Raw genomic sequence first — 25,793 nt, 5'->3', positions numbered from 1 at the left:
TGTGCGCGTTAGGTCGTCAGGTCAGCCCTGGACCTTGATGGACTCCACAGCTGCCGTGGCCTGCTCGCGCAAGGTCTCGGACAACGGAGCGGAACCGGCGGAATCAGCCGCGGTCTTCTGGCCGTCCTCGGAAATCACGTAGGACTCGAAGGCCTTGACGAGGTCAGCGGTCTCCTGGGAGTCGTACTGGGAGCAGACCACGTGGTAGGAGATCAGCACGAGCGGGTAAGCACCGGCTTCGGTGGTGTCGCGCTCGAGCTCGATGGCCATGTCGTGCTCGCTGCGGCCTTCGACCTGCTTGGAGACCTCAACGGCCTTTGCTGCAGCTTCAGGGGAGTGCGGCACGTACTCTTCGCCGACCTTGATGTCCACGGTGCCGAGGTCACCCACTGCGGAGGCATCCGCGTAGGTGATGGTTCCCTCGGTGCCCTGGGTGGTGTTCACAACACCGGAGGTGCCCTTGTCGTTCTCAGCGGCGTACTTGGAGGGCCATGCCTGATCCGGCTCGTCGGTCCAGTCCTGGGGAGCGGCCGAGTGCAGGTATTCGGTGAAGTTCTCGGTGGTGCCGGAGTCATCGTTACGGTGCACCACGGTGATGCGAGTGTCCGGCAGGTCTGCATCCGGGTTCTGCTCGGCGATCTCGGGAGCGTTCCAGGTCTCGATCTCGCCCTTGAAGATCTTGGCGATGGTGGGGGCATCCAGCTTGAGGCTGTCCACGCCGGGCAGGTTGAAGGCCACGGCAATCGGGGAGATGTAGACGGGGAGGTTCAGCGAACCGTCGGTGCCGCACTGCTCCTTGGACTCCTCGTTCTCCTCGTCGCTCATGAAGGCGTCGGAACCGGCGAACTGGGCGCCGCCGGCCAGAAAGGCGGTGCGGCCCGCACCGGAGCCGTCCGGGGAATACTGAACGGTCGCGCCGCTGTTGGCGGACTGGAAACCGTTCTGCCAAGCGGTCATGGCGGCCTGCTGCGACGATGCGCCGATACCGGTCAGGGTGCCGGAGACGCTGGACTCGCCGCCGCCACCGTTGGAGTCGCCGCCTTCGTTGCCGGTCGGGTTGTCCGAGCCGCAAGCGGTCAGGGCGAGGGCGCCAATGGCGAGAACGGCGGCTGAACGGCCGTAGTAGGAAGCCTTCACAGTGTTACCCCTTCATGGAATATTTCCGGCGGTGCCGGTGGATCGCAAAACGGCCGGACTCGGCCATCAACCCGCCTACGGAAAGCGCATATCCGTAGTGGTTCACCAGTGACGGTAGGCAGTGGATATGGACAGAGATCTCCAGGAAGGTAAACGTGGGGTTAACAGATGACGCGTCAGTGCCCGTGTTCACGTAGCCACTTGCATCAATACCCGTAGATGTGAGTTATTGCATACCCGCGGAATCGTGACGAGGCTCGGCACCGAATGCACGGTCGGTTTCGGGCGACCGCTGCCTAAGATGGGGTCATGTCATCGAGCGAGGCGAAACATCACAGGTCGAGGCTTGCTCATGTTCCCTCTGTGGTGAGCAAACGGTCCAAAACCGGCTGGAACCGCATGATGCGCGGACTGTTCCAGGCCGTGCAGATGACCGTGGCTGCGGTGGGCGCCTATGTAATCGCGGAGCGACTGCTCGGCCACCAGGGGCCCATTTTCGCAGCTACCGCTGCCCTCGTTTCGCTGGGTTATGCCAAGGGTGGCCTGCGTTATCGCCGCGTTCTCGAAGTCGCGATCGGCTGCACCCTGGGCATCGTGGTGGGCGACCTGCTGATGCACGTGTTGGGCCACGGCGAGTGGCAGGCGGCCATTGTTCTGCTCATTTCGCTCATGCTCGCGCGGTTCTTGGACAACGGTGCCATCTTCACCACGCAGATGGGACTGCAATCCGTCCTGGTGGTGCTGCTACCCCCATCCCAGGACGGCGTGTTCGCCCGTTCTCTCGACGCGGTAGTGGGTTGCCTGTGCGCACTGCTGCTGGCCTATTTCATCCCGGAAGATCCCCGCCGCGAGCCACGAGGTGACGTCCGAAAGCTCATCACGGAATACTCCGAGTTGTTGGCCGAATCCTCCCGAGCCGTCTCTGATTACGATTCCCGGTTGGCGTGGCACGCACTGGTTCGCGGCCGCCAGACTCAACCTCTCGTTGATTCGGTTCGCACGGGGTTGGAGGCGTCCAAGGAAATTTCCTATGCCTCGCCCCTGCATCGAAGACACCGGCAAGAAATCGACAGTCTGGACCATTGCATTCACTACCTGGACCTCGCCGTGCGAAACTCCCGGGTCCTCGCGCGCAGGCTCGCTTCAGTGCTGGACCACGTCTCCCTCGCCGACGACGCCGTCACGTCCCTTTCCGAGGTGCTCGCCGATCTTTCCGACGCCGTATTGAGCCTGGGCAATGCTTTGGCCGTGAGCCACCCACAGTCACGCGAAAGCTACTTGCGCCAGGCCCGCAACGAATTGTTCTCGGTCGCGGCGCGCCTGGAACCTCATGACATGGGTGTGCGCACCATGGAGGGCGAGGCGCTCGTGCTGATGATCCGCCCCATGGTGGTGGATCTGCTCGAAGCCACGGGCATCAGTCACCAGGTGGCCATCGGGCACCTGCCGCCGCTGCAATCGGACTGACTCCGTGCCGGCTATGCGTGTCTGACGCGCTGGATACTGTGAGTTCATGAGCACCAAGACCCGGAAACCCTCAGTGTCGTACCGCTGTACCGAATGCGGCTGGACCACGGCCAAGTGGGTGGGTCGCTGCGGTGAATGCCAGTCCTGGGGCACCGTCGAAGAAACCGGTTCCGCTCAGGAACACGGTCGTACCCAGGCCGCGCGAACCGTGGCTCAACCGGCCAAGCCCATCGGCCAGGTGGACTCTTCGGTCGCCCAATTTACCCCCACGCACGTACCCGAGCTGGACCGTGTGCTCGGTGGCGGGCTGGTGCCCGGCGCGGTGATCCTCCTCGCGGGCGAACCTGGTGTGGGTAAGTCCACGCTGCTCCTGGACGCCGCCGCCAAGGTCGCCGCGGGTCAGACACCCCGCGATGTGCTCTACGTGACCGGCGAGGAATCGGCAGCGCAGGTCAAGCTGCGCGCAGAACGTATCGGGGCGGTCGCGGACAAGCTCTACCTCACCGCTGAAACCGATCTGTCCACCGCCCTGGCTCATGTGGAAGCTGTGAAGCCCCAGCTGCTCATCGTGGACTCGGTTCAAACGCTGGCCAGTTCCGAAGTTGACGGTTCCGCCGGAGGGGTCAGTCAGGTGCGAGAAGTCGCGGCCAGCTTGATCCACGCCGCCAAGACCAAGAACATGACCACGTTGCTGGTCGGCCACGTCACCAAGGAGGGCTCCATTGCAGGCCCCCGGTTGCTCGAACACCTCGTGGACGTGGTCTGCCAGTTCGAGGGTGACAAACACTCCAGGATCAGACTGCTACGCGCCATCAAGAACCGATTCGGCCCCACGGACGAGGTCGGTTGTTTCGACCTCGGTGAGGCCGGGATCGAATCGGTCGTGGACCCCTCGGGTCTGTTCGTCTCGCGCACTCCCCTACCGGTGGCCGGCACGTGTCTGAGCGTCACGGTCGAGGGCCGCCGTCCGCTGTTGGCGGAGGTGCAGGCCCTGCTGGACAAATCCAGCACTGCACAACCGCGGCGGGCCACCTCCGGTCTGGATAGTTCTCGCGTAGCCATGCTGCTGGCGGTGCTGCAGCGCCGCGCTGGTGTGGGCCTGGCGAACCTGGACTGCTACGTCTCCACCGTGGGCGGTGTGCGGCTCACCGAACCCGCCACGGACCTGGCGGTGTGCATGGCCTTGGCCTCAGCCGCTCAGGACCGCCCACTCCCCCAGCGCCTGGTCTGTTTCGGGGAGATCGGCCTGGCCGGAGAGGTACGTCCGGTCCCGGACATCAATCGCCGGATCCAGGAGGTCGCCCGGCTGGGATTCACCCACGCGGTGGTGCCCGCTTCGCCGAGCGGACCGGGCAAGATCCCCCAGGGGTTCTCCGTCCGAGAGGTCACCACTGTAAGTCAGGCCATCGAATTGCTCTTCCCTCCGCGGGAGCGCTGAACGACCAGGTACGCGCGGAAATAGCAACAGAGGCTGGGCACGAGGTGCATGCATATAGCACGTAGGATGATCATGTGGTGAAAGCTCAGGAGACGGCCCTTCGTAAGACCCTGGCCCGCTTGGCACCCGGAACCCAGCTGCGCACAGGTCTCGAACGCATCCTGCGGGGACGGACCGGTGGGTTGATCGTGCTGGGCTTCGACAAGTCCGTCGAGGCCCTGTGCTCGGGTGGTTTCGACATCGACACCGAGTTCACTCCCACCAAGATGCGCGAACTGGCCAAGATGGACGGTGCCATCGTGTGCGATCGTGATGCCACCCGCATTCTGAAGGCAGGCGTGCAGCTCATGCCGGAGGCTCACATCGAGACCCAGGAATCAGGCACCCGGCACCGTTCGGCAGAACGCACCGCCAAACAAACCAACGTTCCCGTGGTTTCCGTGAGCCAGTCTATGAGCGTGATCACCATTTACGTGGGCGATCACCGCTACGCCATTGAAGGTTCACAAGCCATCATGGCCCGCGCCAATCAGGCTCTGCAGACCCTGGAGCACTACAGCAATCGCCTGGAACAAGTTCTAGGCAGTCTTTCCGCACTGGAAATCGAGGCGGCTGTCACGGCCCGGGATGTGGCCCTCACTCTGCAGCGCATGGAAATGGTGCGCAGGATCTCCGAGGAAATCAGCTGGTACGTGCTGGAGCTCGGCGAGGACGGGCGCCTCATCTCGCTGCAATTGGAAGAGCTGACGGCCGGTAACGGACCCGGCCCCGACGTGGTGTTGCGGGATTATCTCCCCGAGGAGACTCCGGCGGAGGTCTTGTCCGACGCCATGGCACAACTCGCGGAACTCTCCCCGGCGGATCTGATCGACCTGCAGAAAGTGGCCGTGGCCGCGGCTCTCATCACGTCCCAGGGCAACCTGGAAGCTGACCTGCACCCGCACGGTTACCGCTTGCTCGAAGGCATCAAGTCCATGCCGCGGGTGGTGGCTAAACGCCTGGTGGGTCAGTTCGACGGCTTACAGGCCTTGATGGCCGCGAACCTCGAGGACCTGATGTCCGTGGAGGGCATTGGCGAACAACGCGCCCGCAACGTGCGCGAATCGCTGTCCCGCATGGCTGAAACCAGTTTGCTCGAACGCTTCATGTGAACGCGGGACCCGCCTCCCGCCCGTGGACATGAGGGCGCTCCTCGGTTCTGCCCAACCCTGAAGGACCAAGGATTTTTCGATCAACCGTGCTGAAGCGGTCTACTCCAGAACAAAGGTTGCAGAGGAACTGCTCTGCTCGCCCAAGCCCACGGTCAAGTTGTAATAACCAGCCATGGCTTTTGCCTGATCCGCGGGGCACCCTTCCGCGGTGCGAATCCGGTTCCACGCCAACCGGGCCTCTTCCGTCTTCCCCGGCTCCAGCGTGACGTTTCGGTCCTCCCCCTCGGCCGCGCAATGCCGGGAATCGAAGATGACATCCGAACCGGACGTGACCACATAATTCATGGCGTTCGTCCCGGCATTGACCCGGCAGGGTTGCTCCCCGGTGTTCTCCATGGTCATGACCAGTACCGGTTCCTGATCGGCCGGGTAGGTCTGCTTGTCCGTGGAGGCGGTGAGCGTCAAGTTGGCACCGCACTCCTCGGCTGCGGCAGGACTGGCCGAGGAACCCTCGCTCTCCTTGTCACCGCTGGGTGTGGGCCGGGGGGTGAAATCCGCGAACTTGTCATTGGGGTCAACCGTGGCTGCCTGAGTGGGCTCGGCCGTGACCTGGGTCTGTGTCGGGGGTTGTTCCGGGTCCTCCGAAGAACCGGTGAGCGCGGAGACCACGGAGGAAATCCCCCAGATCAGGGCCACGACCAACACGAGCAGAACGACCAGGGCGATCACGCGGCGTCGGCGGTAGACCGAGGGAGGCAACCGGTCCCCGGAATCCCCGTGGGATGCGCCGGAGTTGGGGGAATCACGCTGCTCTGAACCGTTGGTTGCCATGAACTCCAGGCTACCGTGGGGATTTATGAACTCGAGCTCCACACCCTGCGCACCGGACCAACTTCACGGCATTCACCAAGCCGTCATCCAGTGGTTTTCACGGGCAGGCAGGGACCTCCCGTGGCGCGAGCCCGCGTGCTCTCCGTGGGGTGTGCTGGTGAGTGAAATCATGCTGCAACAAACGCCCGTGGTACGGGTTCTGCCGATCTGGCGGGAATGGCTGGACCGCTGGCCCAAACCGGCAGACCTGGCCGCAGCCAGCCCCGCGGACGTGGTGCGCGCGTGGGGCAGGCTTGGGTATCCCCGCCGGGCGCTCCGATTGCGCGCAGCAGCCACGGAGATCGCTGATCACCATGACAACCAGGTGCCGGAAAACCACTCTGAATTGCTCGCTCTGCCGGGCATCGGTTCCTACACGGCAGCAGCGGTGGCTGTCTTCGCTTTCGGCCAGCGCTACACGGTGGTGGACACGAATATCCGGCGGGTGCATGCTCGACTGTTCAGCGGCAAGGCACTGCCGTCCAAGACGCTCACCGCGGCGGAGACCCGGCTTGCGGATCAGCTCATGCCAGAGGACATCGCCGAATCGGTGAAGTGGAACCAGTCCGTCATGGAGCTGGGTGCTTTGGTGTGCACGGCTCGCTCCCCCAAATGCGATGAATGCCCCGTGTTCGATGAGTGCGCGTGGATCGCCGCGGGTCGACCGGAACCGGACTACGTCCCCAAGGGGCAGTCCTGGCACGGCACCGACCGACAGGTGCGCGGGGCCATCATGGCGGTGCTGCGGCACAGCCCGTCACCGGTTTCGGTAGACCTGTTGCTCACGGATCGCGCCGGGGCGGAGCAGCTGGCCAGCAGGATCGAGAACCCTGGCCAGGAGACGGCCGACATGCTTGAAAAGCTGTGGGCGCTCCCGGCCCCGCTGGAACAGCGCGAGCGGGCCCTCGGCGGGCTGCTCAAAGACGGTCTGGCGACTCGCCACGGAGACGAAGCCAGTCTGCCGAGCTGAATCGGTCTTGTTCAATCGCTCCGGACGGCTCCGGCTTCCTTGGTGGCCGGGACGTGCTGACCGGCCGCGACCGCCGATAGCGCCAGGACTTCCGGGGCGTCCAAGAGTCAGAACGACACGTGCAGTTGTCGAATCATGCGCGTGTTGCCCAGGGTGTTGGGTTTCACGCGCGCCAGGTCGAGGAACTCCGCAACGCCTTCATCGTGGGAGCGCAGGAGTTCGGCGAACACATTCGGATCAATGCTTTCCTGGTTCTCCATGACCTCGAACCCGTGGGCGGAGAAGAAATCCACCTCGAACGTCAGGCAGAAGACCCGGCTCACGCCGAGTTCCGCGGCGCGGTCAATCAGGACCTCGAGCATGCGCCGCCCCACGCCCTGCCCCCTCGCCTTGGCCGAGGTGGCGAGCGTACGCACCTCCGCGAGGTCCTCCCACATCACGTGGAGGGCACCACAGCCCACCAGCTCGCCGCTCTCGTCCTGAGCGACCACGAACTCCTGAATGTTCTCGTAGTAGGTCACGGTGTCCTTGGTGATCAGGATGTTCTCCTGCGCCATGGGCGCCACCAAGGCCTTGATGCCCTGGACGTCCGAGGTCTTCGCGGGACGAATACTGATCTTTTCCATGCCAAGACTGTACGCCGCCGTAACCGTGAGACGCGGGTTAAACGCCGCGAGCGGCGTCGTCACCCTTGTCCAGGATGCCGACGCCGCTCGCGGCGTTGTAGCGGTCCGTTCGCCTAGGCCTGGGCCTGGGCGGGGCCGTCACCGAAGCCACCCGTGTTGGGTGAGCGGGGAACGTCCCTGCCGGACTCGCTGTCGTCGTTGTCGGTCAACGACGGCGTGTTGTGGATCTCGTCCAGTTCCTCATCCGAGAGCTCGGACATGGGGGTGGATGAGAACGTGAACGTGCGGTCCTCACCTTCACCCTCGACATCCACTGTGATCTTCTCACCGGAAGAGATCTCGCCGAACAGGATCTTCTCGGACAGCTGGTCCTCGATCTCACGCTGCACCGCACGACGCAACGGACGTGCACCCATTGCGGGATCGTAACCCTTCTCGGACATGAGCACCTTGGCGGCGTCCGTGAGCGAGATGGACATGTCCTGCTCGCGCAGCCGCTGCTGCAAGCGGGCCACGAACAGGTCCACGATCTTGAGGATCTCGTTCTGGCTCAGCTGCGGGAACACAATGGTCTCGTCAACGCGGTTGAGGAACTCGGGACGGAAGTGCTCCTTGAGCTCCTCCTGAACCTTGGCCTGCATCCGGTCGTAGGAGGTCGAAACATCGCCGGTGGCCTGGAAGCCCACGGGAACGGTGCGCGAGATGTCCTTGGTGCCCAAGTTGGTGGTCATGATGATCACCGTGTTCTTGAAGTCCACCACGCGACCCTGCGAGTCGGTCAGACGACCGTCCTCGAGGATCTGCAGCAACGAGTTGAACAGGTCCTGGTGAGCCTTCTCGACCTCGTCGAAAAGCACCACGGAGAACGGCTTGCGGCGCACCTTCTCGGTGAGCTGACCGCCCTCTTCGTAGCCCACGTAACCCGGAGGGGCACCGAACAGTCGCGAGACCGTGTGCTTCTCCTGGTACTCGGACATGTCCAGGGTGATCAGGGCGTCCTCATCACCGAACAGGAACTCCGCGAGAGCCTTGGCCAGCTCGGTCTTACCGACACCGGTGGGACCGGCGAAGATGAACGAGCCACCGGGACGGCGCGGATCCTTCAGACCCGCACGGGTACGGCGGATCGACCGGGACAGAGCCTTGATGGCCTCGTTCTGACCGATGACGCGCTTGTGCAGCTCGTCCTCCATGTGCAGCAAGCGACCGGACTCTTCCTCCGACAACTTGTACACGGGAACACCGGTGGACGCGGACAGGACGTCCGAGATGACCTCGGGGGTGACCTCGGAGATCTGGTCGTCGCCGTCGCGCCAGGCCTTGTCTTTCTCCTCACGCTCGGTGATGAGCTTCTGCTCGTCATCGCGCAGCGAGGCGGCCTTCTCGTACTCCTGGCTGTCGATGGCGGCTTCCTTGGCGCGCTTGATGTCCGCGATCTTCTCATCCAGGGCCTTGATCTCCGGCGGAGCCGTCATGCGCTTGATGCGCAGGCGGGCACCGGCCTCGTCGATCAGGTCGATGGCCTTGTCCGGCAGGAACCGGTCGGACACGTAGCGTGCGGACATGTGCACGGCGGCTTCCAGCGCCTCGTCCGTGATGGACACGCGGTGGTGTGCCTCGTACTTGTCGCGCAGACCCTTGAGGATCTCCACGGCGTGTGCCTCGGAAGGTTCATCCACCTGGATGGGCTGGAAACGACGCTCCAGGGCGGCGTCCTTCTCGATGTGCTTGCGGTACTCGTCCAGCGTGGTGGCACCAATGGTCTGGAGCTCACCGCGAGCCAGCATGGGCTTGAGAATCGAGGCGGCATCGATAGCGCCCTCGGCGGCACCCGCACCCACCAGGGTGTGGATCTCGTCAATGAACAGGATGATGTCGCCGCGCGTGCGGATCTCCTTGAGCACCTTCTTGAGGCGCTCCTCGAAGTCACCGCGGTAGCGCGAACCGGCCACCAGTGAACCGAGGTCCAGGGTGTAGAGGTGCTTGTCCTTGAGCGTCTCGGGCACGTCTCCGCGCACGATTGCCTGGGCCAAGCCCTCGACCACGGCGGTCTTACCGACGCCGGGCTCACCGATCAACACGGGGTTGTTCTTGGTGCGGCGTGAGAGCACCTGCATCACGCGTTCCATTTCCTTGTACCGGCCGATGACCGGATCAAGCTTGGATTCGCGTGCGGCCGCGGTGAGGTTGCGACCGAACTGGTCCAGCACTGCGGAGCCCGCGGGGGTACCCTCGGCGCGGCCACCGGTCCCGACACCCGCGGCTTCTTTCTCGCCACCGGCGTTTCCGGACTGGTAACCGGAAATCAGCTCGAGCACCGTTGCCCGCACCTTGGCGGGGTCAGCACCCAGCTTGATCAGAACCTGGGATGCCACACCCTCGCCGGCACGAATGATGCCCAGCAGGATGTGCTCCGTGCCGATGTAGTTGTGACCCAGCTGCAGTGCTTCGCGCAGCGAGTGCTCCAACACCTTCTTGGCACGGGGTGTGAAGGGAATGTGACCGGACGGTGCCTGCTGGCCCGGTCCGATGATGTCTTGTACTTGTTCGCGCGCCGAGCTCAGGGTGATGCCCATCGAATCGAGAGCCTTGGCTGCTACGCCTTCGCCCTCGTGAATCAAACCGAGCAGCAGGTGCTCGGTACCGATGTAGTTGTGGTTGAGCATCCTGGCCTCTTCCTGGGCCAGCACCACGACCCGGCGGGCGCGGTCGGTGAAGCGTTCGAACATGGATACTCCTCTATTGGTGTCTGCCAACGATGCTAGGCACCTGAAGAGCGTTTATGGGCACTGTTCGCCGCTGGCGCACGATGTATAGCCCAGAGCTAAAACCTGTTGTGCCCGGCAACGGCAACGGCCGGAATGCACCCAGTAGGTGCATTCCGGCCGTTGAGCTGTTCGCCGGGATTCGCCCTTCCCGACCTACATCATCAGGTCCGTGCCGAGTCGAACTCTCCCCTTGGCACGCCTGAACTTTTCTTACTTGTGAGCGTCGTAGTACTTGTCCTGGATGTCCTGGTGGATACGTCCACGATCGGACACCTGGAAACCCTGTTCCTTGGCCCACGCCCGAATCTTGGGCGTTTCGGGGTTGCCCGAGCGGGTGGGACGCGTGGTGGCCCCGCGGTTGGTCTTGGCCGAGGCGCGGCGGGCCTTGGACACGTAAGGACGCAGAGCTTCGCGCAACTTGGTGGCGTTAGCGGAATTCAAATCGATTTCGTACTGACCGCCATCGAGACCAAAACGGATGGTCTCATCTGCGGAGCCGCCATCGATGTCATCTTCAAGAATGATCTTGACTGTCTGTGCCATGTCGGATCCTCCTCATCACCCCGTCAAGGGTCATGTCAAAATTAGTGAGACATTAGGTGCCATGAGTGCTCTCCGGGCGGAAAGCCACACGTGGTGTCATTTCGCGTGAACCTGTCCCCCGATTAGTCCCTAATCACCAACGATGGTCTTGATATCCATCACACCTCGCGGTGATAAGCCGACAAAAACACGAGTGTTTCACGCGGTCCTATCATGACATGATTGTTCACTAATGTCACGGTGGGATAATTGCGCAGCGTTATTTATCCTGCGGGGTATCCCGGATCGGAATGGTGTTCTTGAGTTCTAAACCACGTTTCTTCTTTGAGCTTACTTCTTGGTAGCCAAAGGGAACCTGGTCACCTTCGCGGTCCTTGACCTGCTCATACCAGCGCTCAGCATCCTGTTCCACATTCGCTTGTGCGGAACGTTCTGCCCGGTCACCGCGGAAAAGCCACCTCATGACCAGATAGAAAATGAGGCCCACACCGAGAGAGGGCAAGAAAACGGAAAGATACTCCATGGTGATTATTGTCCTCTACTGCCCTGAACGGTCACTGGCACTTGGCTACTCATTCCCGATCACTCGGGCTTCATGAGCGGGAACAGGATGGTCTCCCGGATTCCCAGGTTGGTGAACAGCATGATCAGTCGATCCAGGCCGAGTCCCAGCCCGCCCATGGGCGGTGCGCCGTACTCCAGCGCCCGCAGGAAGTCTTCATCGAGCTGCATGGCCTCCACATCGCCCGCAGCGGACTTCGAGGACTGTTCCGTGAGTCGCTCACGCTGGATCACTGGATCGATCAACTCGGAGAATGCGGTGCCCCGCTCCATTCCCCCGATGATTAGATCCCAGGCTTCAATGAGTCCGGGCTTCTCACGGTGTTGACGGGCCAGCGGCTGAGCCGAAGGTGGGTAATCGTAAACAAATGTGGGCTGGATCAAGTTCGGCTCGACAATTTCCCCGAACAACTCGACCACGAGTTTTTCTGCATCCCACGCGGAATCGACAGAGATCTCGCACTGCTGAGCAATCTCGCGCAGCGTATCCGCCGATGTGTCCGGCGTGATTTCCTGCCCCACAGCTTCCGATAAAGCCGGGTAGACGGAAACCCATTCCCACTCACCGAAGAGCTCGATGCGGCCCTGATCAGTATCAATACCCTCCACACCCAATGCGGAGGCGCACGCCTGAATAATTTCTTTGATGCGGTCAGCCATCACGAATTGATCCGCGTACGCTTCGTACGCTTCCAGGGTGGTGAACTCCGGGCTGTGAGTTGAATCCACACCCTCATTGCGGAATACCCGGCCGAGCTCGAAGACCTTTTCAATTCCACCCACCACGGCTCGCTTCAAATAGAGCTCGGTGGCAATTCGCAAGGTCATGTCCTGGTCGAACGCGTTGAGATGCGTTTCGAACGGCCGCGCGGCCGCACCACCGTGAATGAGCTGCAGCATGGGTGTTTCAATTTCGATATACCCGCGTTCCTCGAGAACCCGGCGTACGGTGCGCGTGATGAGCGAGCGGGTCAGCACAACGTCGCGAGCCTGAGGGCGCACCATGAGGTCCAGGTAGCGCTGACGCACCCGAGTCTCTTCGTTGAGCTCCTTGTGCAAGGTGGGCAGCGGGCGCAGCGCCTTCGAGGCCATGCGCCACGAATCGGCCATGATGGACAGTTCACCGCGCTTGGAGCTGATCACGCGGCCGGTCACGGCCACGAAGTCACCCAGGTCCACCTGGGCCTTCCAGGCCGCCAGGGCGTCCTCGCCCACGTTGGCCTTGGAGATCATGACCTGCAGCCGGGTGCCGTCACCCTCTTGAAGGGTGCCGAAGCACAGCTTGCCGGTGTTACGCACGTGGATCACACGTCCCGCGACGGTCGCGACGTCATCGGTTTCCTCTCCGGCTTCGAGGTGCTCGTAACCCTCTCGCACCTGAGCCAGGGAATGGGTGCGACCCACCCCCACCGGGTAGGGGGAAACACCCGATTCCTCAATGGCCTTGCGCTTGGCAGCACGGAACGCCATTTGGTCGTTGAGTTCGTGCTCGGAAAGCTCCGGCGTGGAATCTACTGCTGTGGTGTTATCTCGCTGCTCGGTCACAATTCTCCAGGATAGCGGTCAGATCAAATCTTCATGTTGTCGATGAGGCGGGTGGGGCCCACCCAGGCGGCGGCCAGCGCCAACGCCCCAGCTCGCGGTTGGATCTCCGCGAGCGTATCCGGGTCCACGGTGACCAGGTAATCGAGTTTTACACTCGGCTCCGCGTCGATGCGCCCGCGGGCCTGGTCCAGAGTAAGTTCACCCGCGGCCAGCGAGCGCAAGGTGTGGTTGAGAACCAGGGCGTGGGCGGCGTCGTCGGTGGTCAAGTACTGGTTGCGCGAGGACAGCGCGAGGCCTTGCTCCGAGCGCACGATGGGCACCGGTCGGATCTGCACGCGGTGATTGAAATCACGCACCATTCTTTGCATCAGCAGCAATTGTTGGGCGTCCTTTTCGCCGAAATAGGCGCGGAATTCGACACCGGGGCCCGGCTGAATAATCGTGAAGAGCTTGTTGACCACGGTCAAGGCGCCGTCGAAGTGACCGGGGCGGGTGGCACCTTCCAGCACGGAACCGGCCTGACCGGAGGTCACCGAGACCACCGGAACGCCTCCCGGGTACATCTCCTCGGTGCTCGGCGCGAAAACGATGTCCACCCCGCTCGCGGAGAGCCCGGCGACATCCTGTTCGAGCTGGCGCGGATAGCTGTCGAAGTCCTCGTTGGGACCGAACTGGAGCAGATTCACGAACACGGAAACCACAACCAGTTGATTCTCCTCGCGCGCGGTCTGCGCGATCCGGAGATGACCGTCGTGCAACGCTCCCATGGTCGGGAACAACCCCACGCTTGTCACGCCCTGAGCCACGCGTGTCTCGAGCACCTCACGCATTTCGGCAACGGAGGTGCACACCACGGGTTGAGTCACTGGAGGTCCTTCCCCTCGAGCGCGGCAAGCACCGCGCGATATGTCGTGTCGTCGATCCGCCCGGAGGCCACGGCGCGCTGGGCCGTGAGCTTCCCGAGGGCGCGATAGCCCTCGAGCAGGTCATGCCCCGCCGACGACGCCGCAGCGTCCGGTCCCGCAAGTTCCGTCAGGGCGGCCACGTGGGCGGCCACCGTGCTCACGTCACCTCGCGCCACGGGTCCGGTCAACGCGTTCTCGCCGGAGGCCAGGGCGTTGTCCACCGTGGCTCGCACCAAGGGACCCAGCACGCGATCCGGGTGTTCGACACCGATCTTATGCAGCAGCTGCATGGACTGGCCCATGAGCGTCATCACATGGTTGGATCCGTGGGCGAGAGCAGCGTGGTAGAGCGGGCGATCCGCCTCCGCAATCACGACCGGCTCGGCACCCATTTCCACGACGAGTGCCTGCGCAATGGGCAACACGGGAGCAGCAGCGGTGACCCCGAAGCTACAGTCGGTGAGCCGTTGGAGGTCAAGACTCAGGCCCGTGAACGTCATGGACGGGTGGATGGCCAGGCCGATGCCCCCGGCCGCGCGCACCGGTTCCAGCACGTCCGTTCCGAAGCGCCCGGCGGTGTGCACGACCAGTTGACCCGGCTGCCAAACGCCCAGTTTGCCGAGCCCCTCGACCAGTCCCGGGAGTTGATCATCCGGTACAGCCAGGAGAACGAGTTCGCTGCGTTCCACGATGGTGGGAACGTCGAGCACAGGAACGTCCGGCAGGAGGGCATCCGCGCGGTCACGACTGGCTTCGGAGTGGGCGTACACACCCACCACGGCGTGTCCGGCGGCGCGCAATGCCGCGCCCAGAACGGAACCGACCTTTCCGGCACTGATGATTCCCACGCCCAGGCGCCCCGGGCGCTGTTGTGGCTCGTTCACTGGATCTCCTCGCGTGAGTGATGTGCACTGTCCTGGTTGACCCGGTCCCGGGCGGCACGTGCGAGGCCCGTCTGCCGCGCCAAGAGAGCACGGGACTGCCGCACATCCAGGTGGTAAATGGCCGTGGTGACCGGTCCGGCAATCATGTGCGCGTGGATGCTCGCCAGCTTCATCCGCCGATCGACGGGCCCTTGCTGCAGACCGAGGGACTGCGTCTTGTGATGGGGAATCACGCTGACATTCCGGTTGAGCCGGCCCCACCGCATGGCCAGAACGGCGTTGTCCATGGCGAAACCCGTGCGACGCCACGTCAGCGGGTCCACCCAGCGGGCTCGGCGGGGGCTGATCGTGTAGTTCTGGTCCCCGTCGATCCCGTTGAGTCCGTCCCGCACCAGTTCGGTGGGCGGTTCCGCGAGCGGCAGCACGAGTTCCAGGATTTCGGCCACGTTCTCGGGAGAGCCCACGGGCAGGACGAGTGACCGCAATCCCTCGAGGTCATCTGCCCCGCCCTTGCCCGCGGTGATCACCTTGACCCGGTGGCCGTCGAAGACCCGCCAGAGCATCGGTTTGGACACCTGCAGCGCCTGGACCCGGCCCACCGGAATGGTCGAGGAGCGTTCATTGAGCAGACCGGAGCGCACCCGCACGCCCACCTGCACCTGGCTGAGGGTGAAACCCCAGCTGCTTTCCAAGCGGTTGTAGAGCCCGGAGACGATCATGATGACCACGGGCAGGTAACTGGGGATCAGCACCCGCAGGGCTTCAGGGTTCCACTGCCACACCACCACGGCCACGACGGCGAAGAACACCGCGGAGACCGTGCTCCACGAGAGCAACAGGCTCAGCAGCACGCGGCTCGTGGGCACGGTGAACACGCGGCGTTGCTGATCTTGATCGTCCTGGTCCGTGAGCAGACCCAACCGCTGGGCCGCTCGAACTTCCCGGGAGCGTTCCTCGTCTGCTGTCAGGCTGGAGCCCGCACCGTGCTGGGCGAGCAACGCCCGGTGTTCCTGTGCCTGCGGAGAGTAGTCCCACGGTGCCGGCCGGTGAGCGGCCGCCACCGGGTTCGGGGCGCCGAAAGGTGAGCCAGCGGCGTCGTCGGACCCGTGGAGACCCTTGGTATCACCGTGAGTGACCGTGCCGGAGCCCGAGGCCTCGCGTACCGCGCCGAGTAGTTGGTGGCGCAGTTCCCGGGCCTTGTCGCGGCGCAGGTACGAGAGTTCCAGGGCGGTGCTGCCGCCGTCCGCGACGTCGAATTTCAGGGACGCCAACCCGAAGATCCGGGGCAGGAACTTTCGCTCGATGTCGATGCCCTGCACCCTGTCCAACCGAGCTTGGCGCTGCGTGCGGAAGATGGCGCCGTTTCGGAAGCGCACGTGGTCCGGGGTGATCTGGTAACGGGTGAACCACCACGAGAGCACACCCAGGCCGATCACCAGGCCGACCACACCGCACAGTACGGCCGCGACCAGGCCGAGACCCACCAGTTGAACGGTGCCGGCGAAATCCACGTCGAGCGGATCACCGTAGACGACGGCCGCCAGGACGTCGTCCAGGAACACATTGCCCACGCCCCACACGAGCGCCACGATGAGGAGCCAGCTGCGCACGTACGGGGTGAGCGGGTGAACGCGCAGCCACTCCCCTTCGGGTGCGGGCTGCGGGGCCTCCTGGTCGAACGGCGCGCTGGTCTGGGGGTCGTTCATCCCGGGGGCACTCATCACAGTCCCACCATGAGCTCTTCTCCGCGGCGTGTGAGCTCCTCACGCAACCGGTCGGCCTCAGCCCGGGGTAGGCCCGGAAGATCCGCGTCAGTGTTCGCCGCCGCCGTGTGAAGTGTCAGGTTGGCCAGACCGAACGCGTTGAGCAGCGGGCCGGTCTTGATGTCCACGTACTGCATGCGACCGTAAGGGACCACCGTGACGCTGCGGAAGATGATGCCCTTGCGCAACCAGAGTTCGGTGGACTCCTCCGCATAACCGATCGCGCGGACGCGGCGGGGAATCAGACACAGGTCGATCAGGCCCCACACCAGCACCACGGCGGGCGGGAACCACATCCACGGCGCCGGAGAATCACCCCAGATCCCCAGCACACCGAGAATCAGCGGAATGCCGAAGCCCACGGTCCAGATCACGGTGCTGATGGTGCCGGAAATGAGCCGCACCTTGATGTAATCGGGCGATACGCGCTTCCAGGTCAAACCCTGCGGGCTCAGGTCATTGGTGTCGGGCATAGCCTCCCTCTCCGGTGGCGTAAGGGTCTTGACGTCCACCGTACGGGGTGTCCTTCTCGGATTCGGGGTCGTCCGGGGGCAGCTTGCACCAATTCTCGACGATCCACCCGATGACCATGAGCAGTACGCCCGCGACGATCTGCGCCACGCACAACCACAGCGGTTCCTGGGTGGTGCGCACGCCGAGCAGCATGACCTGATCCACGCCGAGACCCGCGTGCCATCCCGCGGTCAGTGCGCCGTAGTACGCCACAGCCTGCGCCGCCGCTGCGGTGCCCACGCCCCACACGGGGTCGTAGGGTTTCCGGTCGGCCGGGGCTCGACGACGCCGCCGCCCCTCCCCTTCCGGGTCGCGGTAGGCGCGCAGCCGCAGACCCAGATAGAGCAACACGGCCGCCGCGGCGCCCTCGGCCACAAGGCTTCCCCACGGGAGAATCAGCAGCGCCTGGTTCTGCCCGGAGACCGCGTAGTTGATGCTCCAACCCAGCACGGCGGCGACGAGTGCAATCACCACCAGCGTCAGTACGTTCAAGTAGCGCATGATTGATTCAGCTCCCCTCCGTGCCGTCACACAGCGTGAGATCCGTGGTGCTCAAACCCTCGAGGTCGGGGGCGCGCTTGGCCAAGTCACGCACTAGCTGCCCGCCCAGCTGCGCGGAAGGATCCAGCCGTGACCACGGGACCAGAACGAAGGCCCTTTCATGAGCGCGCGGATGCGGCAGCGTGAGATTCGGGTCCTGTTGTTGGACGCCCTCGAACCAAATGATGTCCACATCCAGGGTGCGGGGACCCCAGTGAACCGTGCGCTCGCGGCCGTGTTCCTGCTCCACCTTTTGACACGCGCGCAGCGTCTCTTCGGGAGTTAATTCCACACTGAGTTCGAGCACCGCGTTGAAGTAGTCCGGAGAGCCCTCGGGGCCACCCACGGACCGGGTGCTGATCACGGGTGAGCAGCCGGTCACGGACATTCCAGGGATGCCGTCCAGAGCGGACACCGCGGACCGCAACGCGGCCAACCGGTCCCCCAGGTTCGCCCCCAGGGCCACAACACACCGGGCTGTCATGACTACCCCTCCGTATCCCGCGTGCGGAAAATGGTGACCGCCACGTCCGAAAACGTGACCTCGATGGGGGCCTTGGGCTTGTGTACGGTCACTTCGAGGGCCCCAATCAAGGAGAACTTCGCGAGCAACTCAGTGGAGATGCGTTCGGCGAGAGTTTCGATGAGCTGGTAACGGGGACCGATCACGATCTCGCGCACGAGTTCGGCCACCTCCCCGTAGTGCACCGTGGCCGTCAGTTCATCGCTGCTTCCCGCGGCCTTCAGGTCCGTGTACATCACCAGGTCCACGAAGAACGGTTGGCCCGTGCGACGTTCCTTCTCGAAGACGCCGTGGTATCCCACAGCGCCCAAGCCGGTGAGGGTGATGCGGTCGTGGTGGCTCAAGTCAGCGGGGGAAGTCATCATTCGCGCTCAGTTTTCACTCTCGTGGGGAATCTCATGGGGATCAAGGATCGGAGGGGTGACACCCAACCACGCGTGGGCGGTGGCCACGGCGTCGGCGGTCGCGGCGACGTCGTGAACCCGAACCGCCCAGGCCCCGCCGAAGGCCGACAGCGCACTGAGGGCGGCCGTGGCGCCGTCGCGCTCGGCCACGGGACGCGGGCCGTGTTCGTCCCCCAGGAGGTGGCCCAGGAAGCGTTTGCGGGATGCCGCTATGAGGACCTTGTTGCCCATCTCGAGCAACCGGGGAAGGGCGCGGAGCAGATCCCAGTCCTGGGAACCGGCCTTGGCGAATCCCAGGCCAGGATCCAGGATCAGGTTCTCTGGTTTCACCCCGGCGCGGTAGAGGCGCTCGCGCAATGCGAGCAACTCGGCGATGACCTCGTCCGGAACATTCTCGTAGCGGGACAGCGCGTCCATCGTGGTGGAGGTGCCGCGCGAGTGCATCAGGATGTACGGCACCTGGCGCTGTGCCGCGAGCTCGATCATGTCCTGCTGGACGTTCATTCCCGAGACGTCGTTGATGATGTGCGCACCGGCGTCCAGGGCGGCGGCCGCGGTCTCCGCGTTGAGAGTGTCCACACTGATCACGATGCCCCGCTCGGACAGCCCGCGGATGACCCGAAGAATGCGATGCTGCTCTTCTTCGAGACTCACCCGCACGGAACCCGGCCGGGTGGAGTCTCCGCCCACGTCCACGATGTCCGCTCCCTGGGCGGCGAGCTCCAGTCCGTGCGCGATGGCCGCGTCCACGGTGTCGTGGGTACCGCCGTCACTGAAGGAGTCCGGCGTGACGTTGAGAATGCCCATGACCAGGGTGCGACCCTGGGGCAACTGCTCGTACGATCCCCAACCCAGCTGGTCGGCACGGTTCGGGCTCATCGATTTTGGCCCGACAGAATCAGGTTCATGGCCTCCGCGCGAGTGGCCGGATCACGCAATTGACCGCGCACCGCAGAGGTCACAGTCTTGGCTCCCGGCTTGCGCACCCCGCGCATGGACATGCACAGGTGCTCGCATTCGATCACGACGATGGCTCCGGCAGGGTGCAGGTTGTCCACGAGCGCTTCGACCACCTGTGTGGTCAATCGTTCCTGGACCTGCGGCCGCTTGGCGAACAGGTCCACCAGGCGCGCGAGCTTGGACAGCCCGGTGACCCGACCCTCGGGACCGGGGATGTAGCCCACGTGGGCCACCCCGTGGAACGGCACCAGGTGGTGCTCACAGGTCGAGTAGAACGGGATGTCCTTGACCATGACCATTTCGGCGTGGCCGATGTCGAACGTGGTGGCCATCAAGTCCGAGGGGTCCTGATGGAGCCCGGTGAAGATCTCCGCATACGCTCGGGCCACCCGCGCGGGGGTGTCCTTCAAACCGCTGCGGTCCGGATCCTCACCGATGGCCAACAGAATCTCTCGCACCGCGGCCCGAATGCGCGGTTGGTCGATGCGGCTGTCCACCTGTTCCGATTCCAGGTAGTCCGCGTACGAGCCGGAGATCGGCTCGGATAATTCCTGACCGTTGTCCGGGCTCATTCAGCGCTGCTCCTGCGATCCGCCGGACCAGGGATTCTGGCCGTCGCCCTGCTGCTCACCGCCGGCGGGTCCGCCCTGAGGGCCACCCCGCCCGTCCGTGCCGGGCATCTGGGATTCACCGTGATCCGGGACCTCGAGCGGGTGCTCGGGCTTGGCGGCCACCGCCTGGTCCTGGGGAGCCATGGTGTCCGGATCCTGGGTGTGTTTGCGGTGTGCCTCTTCGCGCTCGGCAGCCGTGATCACCGGAGGGATGTCCGACACCGGGCGGTTTTCGCCCGAGTGCCACACGGGTCGCAGCTCGCGCTTGCGCACGTCGCGGAAGATCTCGGCGATCTGCGCCTCGTTGAGCGTTTCCTTCTCGAGCAGTTCCAGGGCCAAGCGGTCCAGGACATCGCGGTTCTCGTCCAGGATCTCGTGGGCCTCAGTGTGGGCCTGCTCGAGCAGCTTGCGCACCTCGTCATCGACGACCGCCAGCGTGCTGTCCGAGTAGTCCTTGCCCGTGGAGCCCATTTCACGGCCCACGAACGGATCGGAGTTGTCTCCGCCGATCTTCACGGAACCAATGCGGCTGCTCATGCCGTACTGCGTGACCATCTTGCGCGCGGTGTCCGTGGCTTTCTGGATGTCGTTGGACGCGCCGGTGGAAGGATCGTGGAACACGAGCTCCTCCGCGGCACGGCCGCCCATCGCGTACGCCATCTGGTCCAACAGCTCGTTGCGGGTGGTCGAGTACTTGTCGTCCGCCGGCATCACCATGGTGTAACCCAGTGCGCGGCCGCGCGGCAGGATGGTGATCTTGGTGACGGGATCGGTGTTGCGCAGCGCGGCAGCCACCAACGCGTGGCCGCCCTCGTGGTACGCGGTGACCTTGCGTTCGAGTTCCTTCATGATGCGCGAACGCTTCTGCGGTCCGGCAATCACGCGGTCGATGGCCTCGTCCACGGCGCGGTCGTCAATGAGCTGGGCGTGGGAACGGGCGGTCAGCAGGGCTGCTTCGTTCATGACGTTGGCCAGCTCGGCGCCGGTGAAGCCCGGGGTGCGCTTGGCCACGGACCCCAGGTCCACGTTCTGGGCGAGCGGCTTGTTCTTGGAGTGCACGCGCAGGATCTGCTCGCGGCCCTTCATGTCCGGGGCGTCCACGCCGATCTGGCGGTCGAAACGACCCGGGCGCAACAGCGCGGGATCCAGGACGTCCGGGCGGTTGGTCGCGGCAATCAGGATCACGTTGGTGTTCGCGTCGAAACCGTCCATCTCGACGAGCAACTGGTTCAGGGTCTGCTCGCGTTCGTCGTTGCCGCCGCCCATGCCGGCACCGCGCTGGCGACCCACAGCGTCGATCTCGTCCACGAACACGATGGCGGGGGAATTCTCCTTGGCTTGCTGGAAGAGGTCGCGCACGCGGGATGCACCCACGCCCACGAACATTTCCACGAAGTCCGAACCGGAGATTGAATAGAACGGGACGCCCGCCTCACCGGCCACGGCCTTGGCGAGCAAGGTCTTACCGGTACCCGGAGGGCCGTAGAGCAGCACGCCCTTGGGAACCTTGGCACCCACGGCGGTGAACCGGTCGTGCTCGACCAGGAACTGCTTGATCTCGTCGAGTTCCTGAACGGCCTCATCCGCGCCGGCCACGTCCGAGAACATGACCTCGGAATTCTCCTTGTTGAACATCTTGGCCTTGGAGCGACCGAACTTCATAGCCTGCCCGCCGGACTGCATGCGGGAGAAGATGAACCAGAAAATCGCGAGGATGATCAGGAACGGCAGCATGAACCGCAACAGGGACAGGAACCAGTTGTTCTCCACCGGTTGGTCGGTGAATCCTTCCAGCTCGGCGTTGTTCATGGTCTCGATGACTTCTTCAGCTCGCGGCTCCACGAAGAAGAACTCCACGTCTTTGCCGAGCTGTTCGTCGTTGAGGGTGAGGTCTTCCTTGAGCTGGAGCTCGACCTTCTGCTGGCCGTCGTAGATCTTGGCCTCTTGCACCTTGTGGTCGCGCAGCAGCGACATGCCCACATTGGTGTCCACGCGCGAGGTGGACGGGCCGAAGAGATTTGCGCCCACGGGTACCAGCACCAAGACGGCTAGCAAGATCCAGAAGAACGGTCCCTTAAAGAAGCTGGTGGGTTTTTTCGCCGTGGCCAAGCCGATGATCCTCCCGTGGACGTGACACGCAGTGCCGCGCCCCAAAAAACTGACGGTGCTGTATCCGGGTCCGTTTGATCCGGTTACCGATGTGGGTGCGCGGCGCGTAACGCACAATCTATCGTTTCCGGGAACACCGGGCCTCATCCGGGTCCGGTCGTTCCCTGAGAGCGCACGCGCCGCGCTCACGCTACATGCGGGACCCCACTGTTCCCTGAATTCTTACTCGTAGACGTGCGGGGCCAAGGTGCCGATGCATTCCAGGTTGCGGTAGTGCTCGGCGAAGTCCAGGCCGTAGCCGACCACGAACTCGTTGGGGATGTCCCAGCCGACGTACTTCACGTCGATGGACGTCTTGGCGGCGTCCGGCTTGCGCAGCAGTGCACAGATCTCCACGGACTTGGGGCCGCGAGATTCCAGGTTGGTGCGCAACCAGGACAGGGTGAGGCCCGAGTCGATGATGTCCTCCACGATGAGAACGTCCTTACCGTGCAGGTCGGTGTCCAGATCCTTGAGGATCCGCACCACGCCCGAGGACTTGGTGCCGGAACCGTAGGACGAGACGGCCATCCAGTCCATGGGGTACTGCCCCTTGAGTGCACGCGTGAGGTCCGCCATGACCATCACGGCACCCTTGAGCACGCCCACGAGCAAAACGTCGCGGCCTTCGTAATCGCGATCGATCTGCTCTGCGAGCTCCTCGATCTTCTGGGCGATTTCTTCCTTGGTGAATAGGACGTGGGTCAGGTCTGACTCGACGTGCTCGGCCTTCACGTTGCGCTCCTGAGGTGTTGCGTGAACAGGGTATGGGGTGTGTGGGAGGGGATCATGCGGTGCCGTGGAACTCCAGGCGCCCCTTGGCGCAGTGTTTGTCCGCGCGTCGTCGCCACACGGTCACCTTACCCGCCATTTGCAGTGGACCGGCAGCCCCGTATCCCATCGCGAACTGTTCCAGTGCGCTGAGCCGCTCGAACGTAGGGGTTTCACCGCCCGCGGCCACACATGCCTGAGCGAGCATACGACGGCGCATCGCCGCCGGTGCCGCCTGTACGGCCCCGCCGTCCAGCTCCAGGTTTTCCGACGACGACGCCGCGGGGTCCAGTCGCGCGCGGCGGAAAAACTCGGCTGCTTGCTCGTCCAGGAAGTCCGCGTCCGCGTTGAGCACGGAAGCCGTGCGTGCCAGCGCGTTCGACACACCGGGGCCCAGATGGTCCTCGAGCCACGGCAGCACCTCGTGCCGGACCTTGGAGCGCATGAGCGTGGTGTCCGAGTTGCTGGGGTCGTGCCACGGGTCAAGCCCCTCGGCCCGGCAGATCTCCTCGGTCTCCTCACGCGTCACGTTGAGGAAGGGGCGCCTGTACTGGACACCGTCGATCGTGTGCCGCGGGGACATCCCGGACAGCGATCGCGTGCCTGAGCCACGCGCCAATCCCAGCAGCACAGTCTCTGCCTGGTCGTTGCGGGTGTGTCCCAGCAGCACCGCGTCCGCGCCGGTTTGCCGCGCGATGTCGTTGAGCGCGTCGTAACGGGCCAGGCGAGCCGCCATTTCGGGGCCGTGACCCGCACGATCCACGGTGACCCGGCGTGAAATCACAGGCTCCAGACCCATGTCCTCCAGGACGCGAGCGGTGGACTCGGTGACGTCTGCGGAACCGGATTGCATCTGGTGGTCGATGATCGCGGCCCCCACGCGTAATTTTCCACGGCGCGCGAAATGGGCGGTGGCCGCGGCCAGTGCCAGGGAATCGGGTCCGCCACTGCACGCGATCAGGACCAGCGGAAGCCGTCCGTCGTGTCGAGCAGGCAGTTCTTCGATGGCGCGCCCCACGGCTCTGCGCGCACGGGCCACCCAGGGGTGTAACCGGCCGGTTCTACCTCGCTGCAAGGATCAGTCCTGGGCGTCGCGCGTGCGGCGGGACATGTCCTCGGCCATGCTCAACACCTTGGACAACACGGGGGTGTGCTCCCCCAGCATGATCAGAGCGCGCTCGAGTTCACCGGAGGGCACCACGGTGGCCAACGCGGTCACGGCATCCGTCTCCGTGCTGATACCCGTGCGGATCTGCGTGGTGGACAACACCGGCTGGGCTGCTTCCACGCGACGCAGAACGGCCTCAATGTCTTGGGCACCCACACTGTCTTCCAACATGACCAAGCGTTCATAGACAGCGGGGTTACCGATCTTGATTCGGCGCCCGCTGATGAGCTGGGAAAGCATGGGCGCAGACAGACCCAACACCTCGGCCAGGCGTCGCTGAGTGATGCGGTACGCAGCCACCACGTTGCCGAATCGCTCCGACAAAGGTTGGCCGTACAGCTGAATCTGCTGATCAATATTTTCCGAACTCACGGAATCATCCTGACACATTCGGCTGAAACGAACTCTCGGAAAGGATGGAACATCACGCGAGCACCCGATCCATCCAGCGCTGCGGATCGTGGATCTCCGCTTCGGTCGGCAAGGTCTCCGCCGAGGTCCACACGGTGTTGAATGTGTCCATTCCGGCCCGTTCCACGATGTACTCCACGAATTTCTGCCCGTTGCTGTACTGGCGCATCTTGGCGTCCATACCCATGAGAGTACGGATCGCCCGGTCCAGGGCACCGTGGTTGTCCGATCGTGCATTGAACCGGCGCCGAATGGTTTTAACGGTGGGCACAATGCTGGAGTCCACCGCATCCATGACCGCGTTGGCGTGACCTTCCAAGAGGGACATGACGGCGGTGAGGTGCGACAGCGTAGCTTTCTCCTCATCGGTCAGCAGGTGGCCGATAGGCCCCAGACCCGTGTCCGGGTGATCACCGGATCCGCGCCCGGTCACCGAGGCCACCACCGCGCTCAAGCGATCCCAGGGTGAGACATCAAAGGAACCCAGGGTGGATATCTGTTCGAGCATGTGCCCGCGTAACCAAGGCGCGGCCGCGAACTGCACGCGGTGGGTCTGCTCGTGGAGGCACACCCACAAGCGGAAGTCGTCGGGGTCCACGTTGATTTCTTGTTCGGTCCACAACACGTTGGGGGCCACGAACATCAATCTGCCGCCCGGATGTGATTCGGCGGCCTGCGGAGAGACCAGACCCGCGTACGGGTCGTACTGGCCCAGCACCTTGGACGAGAGGAAACCGACCATCGCCCCCATTTCGGCGGCAGCGGCCGTGGGTGCGAAACCGCGCAGGGCGGCGTCGAACTTCTCGGGATTCTTAATGCGGATCCTGTCGAAGATCGGCTGCATGAGCACCGAGAACGTCTGGGTGTTGGCCTTGGCCCACCCGGCGCGGTCAACCACCAGGATCTTGGAATCGCGCAGGTTTTCGGCGGCGTCCAATCGAGTGATGTTGTGCACGTGATGGACGGATTCATGGGCGAAGTACCGCAGCGACTCCACGGCCTTGCTCATCTCCCGCGGTTTGGGCGTGGGCCCTGGCGGGGTGAGTTTGGCGGCGATCTGCGCCGCCGAATCCCAGTCCACGAGTGAGGGTCGAGCAAGCTCTTGAGTCATGCCCA

Annotated in this window: 25 protein-coding genes; 4 read left to right on the top strand and 21 right to left on the bottom strand. The window is 64.0% G+C overall.

Annotated features, from left to right (window positions below; all coding sequences use genetic code 11):
* Positions 1–21: 21 nt before the first annotated feature.
* Positions 22–1,137 (bottom strand): phosphate ABC transporter substrate-binding protein PstS, encoded by a 1,116-nt coding sequence (gene pstS, locus EWV37_RS07275; protein ID WP_095797715.1) that lies wholly within the window; start codon positions 1,135–1,137, stop codon positions 22–24.
* 309 nt (positions 1,138–1,446) lie between these two features.
* Between pstS and EWV37_RS07270 the strand changes: the two genes are divergently transcribed.
* From EWV37_RS07270 to disA, 3 genes are all read left to right on the top strand, one after another.
* A complete protein-coding gene (locus tag EWV37_RS07270) occupies positions 1,447–2,604 on the top strand; it encodes an FUSC family protein (RefSeq protein ID WP_095797714.1) in 1,158 nt (385 codons plus the stop codon).
* Positions 2,605–2,650: 46 nt separating this feature from the next.
* Entirely contained in the window at positions 2,651–4,042 is a 1,392-nt protein-coding gene (gene radA, locus EWV37_RS07265; RefSeq protein WP_129700754.1) for a DNA repair protein RadA, read from the top strand.
* A gap of 74 nt (positions 4,043–4,116) precedes the next feature.
* Entirely contained in the window at positions 4,117–5,193 is a 1,077-nt protein-coding gene (disA, locus tag EWV37_RS07260; protein WP_095797712.1) for a DNA integrity scanning diadenylate cyclase DisA, read from the top strand.
* Positions 5,194–5,292: 99 nt separating this feature from the next.
* Here the strand turns inward: disA and EWV37_RS07255 are convergent, their stop codons facing one another.
* Complete coding sequence (locus tag EWV37_RS07255; protein WP_095797711.1) at positions 5,293–6,024, bottom strand: hypothetical protein; 732 nt, start codon at positions 6,022–6,024, stop codon at positions 5,293–5,295.
* A 25-nt stretch (positions 6,025–6,049) separates the two neighbouring features.
* Here EWV37_RS07255 and EWV37_RS07250 point away from each other — a divergent pair, with 25 nt between their 5' ends.
* A complete protein-coding gene (locus tag EWV37_RS07250) occupies positions 6,050–7,033 on the top strand; it encodes an A/G-specific adenine glycosylase (protein ID WP_165189313.1) in 984 nt (327 codons plus the stop codon).
* Positions 7,034–7,140: 107 nt separating this feature from the next.
* Here the strand turns inward: EWV37_RS07250 and EWV37_RS07245 are convergent, their stop codons facing one another.
* From EWV37_RS07245 to EWV37_RS07155, 19 genes are all read right to left on the bottom strand, one after another.
* Positions 7,141–7,659 (bottom strand): amino-acid N-acetyltransferase, encoded by a 519-nt coding sequence (locus EWV37_RS07245; RefSeq protein ID WP_095797709.1) that lies wholly within the window; start codon positions 7,657–7,659, stop codon positions 7,141–7,143.
* A gap of 113 nt (positions 7,660–7,772) precedes the next feature.
* Positions 7,773–10,388 (bottom strand): ATP-dependent Clp protease ATP-binding subunit, encoded by a 2,616-nt coding sequence (locus tag EWV37_RS07240; protein WP_129700750.1) that lies wholly within the window; start codon positions 10,386–10,388, stop codon positions 7,773–7,775.
* Positions 10,389–10,637: 249 nt separating this feature from the next.
* A complete protein-coding gene (locus tag EWV37_RS07235; protein ID WP_095797707.1) occupies positions 10,638–10,970 on the bottom strand; it encodes a histone-like nucleoid-structuring protein Lsr2 in 333 nt (110 codons plus the stop codon).
* 259 nt (positions 10,971–11,229) lie between these two features.
* Entirely contained in the window at positions 11,230–11,493 is a 264-nt protein-coding gene (locus EWV37_RS07230) for a hypothetical protein (RefSeq protein ID WP_129700748.1), read from the bottom strand.
* A 59-nt stretch (positions 11,494–11,552) separates the two neighbouring features.
* Positions 11,553–13,076 carry a lysine--tRNA ligase gene (gene lysS, locus EWV37_RS07225; protein WP_274543003.1) on the bottom strand — a complete coding sequence of 508 codons (1,524 nt, stop codon included), beginning with the start codon at positions 13,074–13,076 and terminating at the stop codon, positions 11,553–11,555.
* 23 nt (positions 13,077–13,099) lie between these two features.
* Entirely contained in the window at positions 13,100–13,942 is an 843-nt protein-coding gene (panC, locus tag EWV37_RS07220; protein WP_129700746.1) for a pantoate--beta-alanine ligase, read from the bottom strand.
* Positions 13,939–14,865, bottom strand: coding sequence for a Rossmann-like and DUF2520 domain-containing protein (locus EWV37_RS07215; protein WP_095797704.1), 927 nt, complete (start codon positions 14,863–14,865; stop codon positions 13,939–13,941). The genes panC and EWV37_RS07215 overlap by 4 nt, the downstream gene beginning before the upstream one ends.
* Positions 14,862–16,571, bottom strand: a complete 1,710-nt coding sequence (locus tag EWV37_RS07210) for a PH domain-containing protein (protein ID WP_238663126.1) — start codon at positions 16,569–16,571, stop codon at positions 14,862–14,864. The genes EWV37_RS07215 and EWV37_RS07210 overlap by 4 nt, the downstream gene beginning before the upstream one ends.
* 14 nt (positions 16,572–16,585) lie before the next feature.
* Positions 16,586–17,101: a PH domain-containing protein gene (locus EWV37_RS07205; protein ID WP_129700742.1), complete on the bottom strand. Its 516-nt coding sequence runs from the start codon at positions 17,099–17,101 to the stop codon at positions 16,586–16,588.
* Positions 17,085–17,642 (bottom strand): DUF3180 domain-containing protein, encoded by a 558-nt coding sequence (locus EWV37_RS07200; protein ID WP_095797701.1) that lies wholly within the window; start codon positions 17,640–17,642, stop codon positions 17,085–17,087. Before EWV37_RS07200 ends, EWV37_RS07205 begins: the two co-directional genes overlap by 17 nt.
* Before the next feature lie 7 nt (positions 17,643–17,649).
* Positions 17,650–18,165: a 2-amino-4-hydroxy-6-hydroxymethyldihydropteridine diphosphokinase gene (gene folK, locus EWV37_RS07195; protein ID WP_129700740.1), complete on the bottom strand. Its 516-nt coding sequence runs from the start codon at positions 18,163–18,165 to the stop codon at positions 17,650–17,652.
* A 2-nt stretch (positions 18,166–18,167) separates the two neighbouring features.
* The gene (gene folB, locus EWV37_RS07190; protein ID WP_095797699.1) at positions 18,168–18,569 is read right to left on the bottom strand and encodes a dihydroneopterin aldolase; all 402 of its coding nucleotides are present in this window, start codon (positions 18,567–18,569) and stop codon (positions 18,168–18,170) included.
* 6 nt (positions 18,570–18,575) lie between these two features.
* Positions 18,576–19,487 (bottom strand): dihydropteroate synthase, encoded by a 912-nt coding sequence (gene folP, locus EWV37_RS07185; protein WP_095797698.1) that lies wholly within the window; start codon positions 19,485–19,487, stop codon positions 18,576–18,578.
* Positions 19,484–20,140: a GTP cyclohydrolase I FolE gene (gene folE / locus EWV37_RS07180; RefSeq protein ID WP_129700738.1), complete on the bottom strand. Its 657-nt coding sequence runs from the start codon at positions 20,138–20,140 to the stop codon at positions 19,484–19,486. The genes folP and folE overlap by 4 nt, the downstream gene beginning before the upstream one ends.
* The gene (gene ftsH, locus EWV37_RS07175; protein WP_129700736.1) at positions 20,141–22,288 is read right to left on the bottom strand and encodes an ATP-dependent zinc metalloprotease FtsH; all 2,148 of its coding nucleotides are present in this window, start codon (positions 22,286–22,288) and stop codon (positions 20,141–20,143) included.
* 222 nt (positions 22,289–22,510) lie between these two features.
* Entirely contained in the window at positions 22,511–23,062 is a 552-nt protein-coding gene (gene hpt, locus EWV37_RS07170) for a hypoxanthine phosphoribosyltransferase (RefSeq protein ID WP_095797695.1), read from the bottom strand.
* Positions 23,063–23,114: 52 nt separating this feature from the next.
* A complete protein-coding gene (gene tilS / locus EWV37_RS07165) occupies positions 23,115–24,173 on the bottom strand; it encodes a tRNA lysidine(34) synthetase TilS (protein ID WP_238663122.1) in 1,059 nt (352 codons plus the stop codon).
* Between the two features lie 3 nt (positions 24,174–24,176).
* On the bottom strand, positions 24,177–24,638 hold the full coding sequence (locus EWV37_RS07160) for a DNA-binding protein (protein ID WP_254049343.1): 462 nt from the start codon (positions 24,636–24,638) through the stop codon (positions 24,177–24,179).
* A 52-nt stretch (positions 24,639–24,690) separates the two neighbouring features.
* Entirely contained in the window at positions 24,691–25,788 is a 1,098-nt protein-coding gene (locus EWV37_RS07155; protein ID WP_129700734.1) for a zinc-dependent metalloprotease, read from the bottom strand.
* Positions 25,789–25,793: the final 5 nt, after the last annotated feature.

It is taken from the genome of Kocuria carniphila, from assembly GCF_004136555.1.
In the GTDB taxonomy this organism is placed as follows: domain Bacteria; phylum Actinomycetota; class Actinomycetes; order Actinomycetales; family Micrococcaceae; genus Kocuria; species Kocuria carniphila.
This window is presented reverse-complemented; position numbering and strand designations above follow the sequence as displayed.

Excerpts from the sequence above, each read along its gene's own strand:
- EWV37_RS07270 (WP_095797714.1), top strand. The coding sequence starts at position 1,447 with ATGTCATCGAGCGAGGCGAAACATCACAGGTCGAGGCTTGCTCATGTT.
- radA (WP_129700754.1), top strand. The coding sequence starts at position 2,651 with ATGAGCACCAAGACCCGGAAACCCTCAGTGTCGTACCGCTGTACCGAA.
- EWV37_RS07255 (WP_095797711.1), bottom strand. The coding sequence starts at position 6,024 with ATGGCAACCAACGGTTCAGAGCAGCGTGATTCCCCCAACTCCGGCGCA.
- EWV37_RS07250 (WP_165189313.1), top strand. The coding sequence starts at position 6,050 with ATGAACTCGAGCTCCACACCCTGCGCACCGGACCAACTTCACGGCATT.
- EWV37_RS07245 (WP_095797709.1), bottom strand. The coding sequence starts at position 7,659 with ATGGAAAAGATCAGTATTCGTCCCGCGAAGACCTCGGACGTCCAGGGC.
- EWV37_RS07240 (WP_129700750.1), bottom strand. The coding sequence starts at position 10,388 with ATGTTCGAACGCTTCACCGACCGCGCCCGCCGGGTCGTGGTGCTGGCC.
- EWV37_RS07235 (WP_095797707.1), bottom strand. The coding sequence starts at position 10,970 with ATGGCACAGACAGTCAAGATCATTCTTGAAGATGACATCGATGGCGGC.
- EWV37_RS07230 (WP_129700748.1), bottom strand. The coding sequence starts at position 11,493 with ATGGAGTATCTTTCCGTTTTCTTGCCCTCTCTCGGTGTGGGCCTCATT.
- EWV37_RS07210 (WP_238663126.1), bottom strand. The coding sequence starts at position 16,571 with ATGAACGACCCCCAGACCAGCGCGCCGTTCGACCAGGAGGCCCCGCAG.
- EWV37_RS07205 (WP_129700742.1), bottom strand. The coding sequence starts at position 17,101 with ATGCCCGACACCAATGACCTGAGCCCGCAGGGTTTGACCTGGAAGCGC.
- EWV37_RS07200 (WP_095797701.1), bottom strand. The coding sequence starts at position 17,642 with ATGCGCTACTTGAACGTACTGACGCTGGTGGTGATTGCACTCGTCGCC.
- folK (WP_129700740.1), bottom strand. The coding sequence starts at position 18,165 with ATGACAGCCCGGTGTGTTGTGGCCCTGGGGGCGAACCTGGGGGACCGG.
- folB (WP_095797699.1), bottom strand. The coding sequence starts at position 18,569 with ATGATGACTTCCCCCGCTGACTTGAGCCACCACGACCGCATCACCCTC.
- folP (WP_095797698.1), bottom strand. The coding sequence starts at position 19,487 with ATGAGCCCGAACCGTGCCGACCAGCTGGGTTGGGGATCGTACGAGCAG.
- folE (WP_129700738.1), bottom strand. The coding sequence starts at position 20,140 with ATGAGCCCGGACAACGGTCAGGAATTATCCGAGCCGATCTCCGGCTCG.
- EWV37_RS07155 (WP_129700734.1), bottom strand. The coding sequence starts at position 25,788 with ATGACTCAAGAGCTTGCTCGACCCTCACTCGTGGACTGGGATTCGGCG.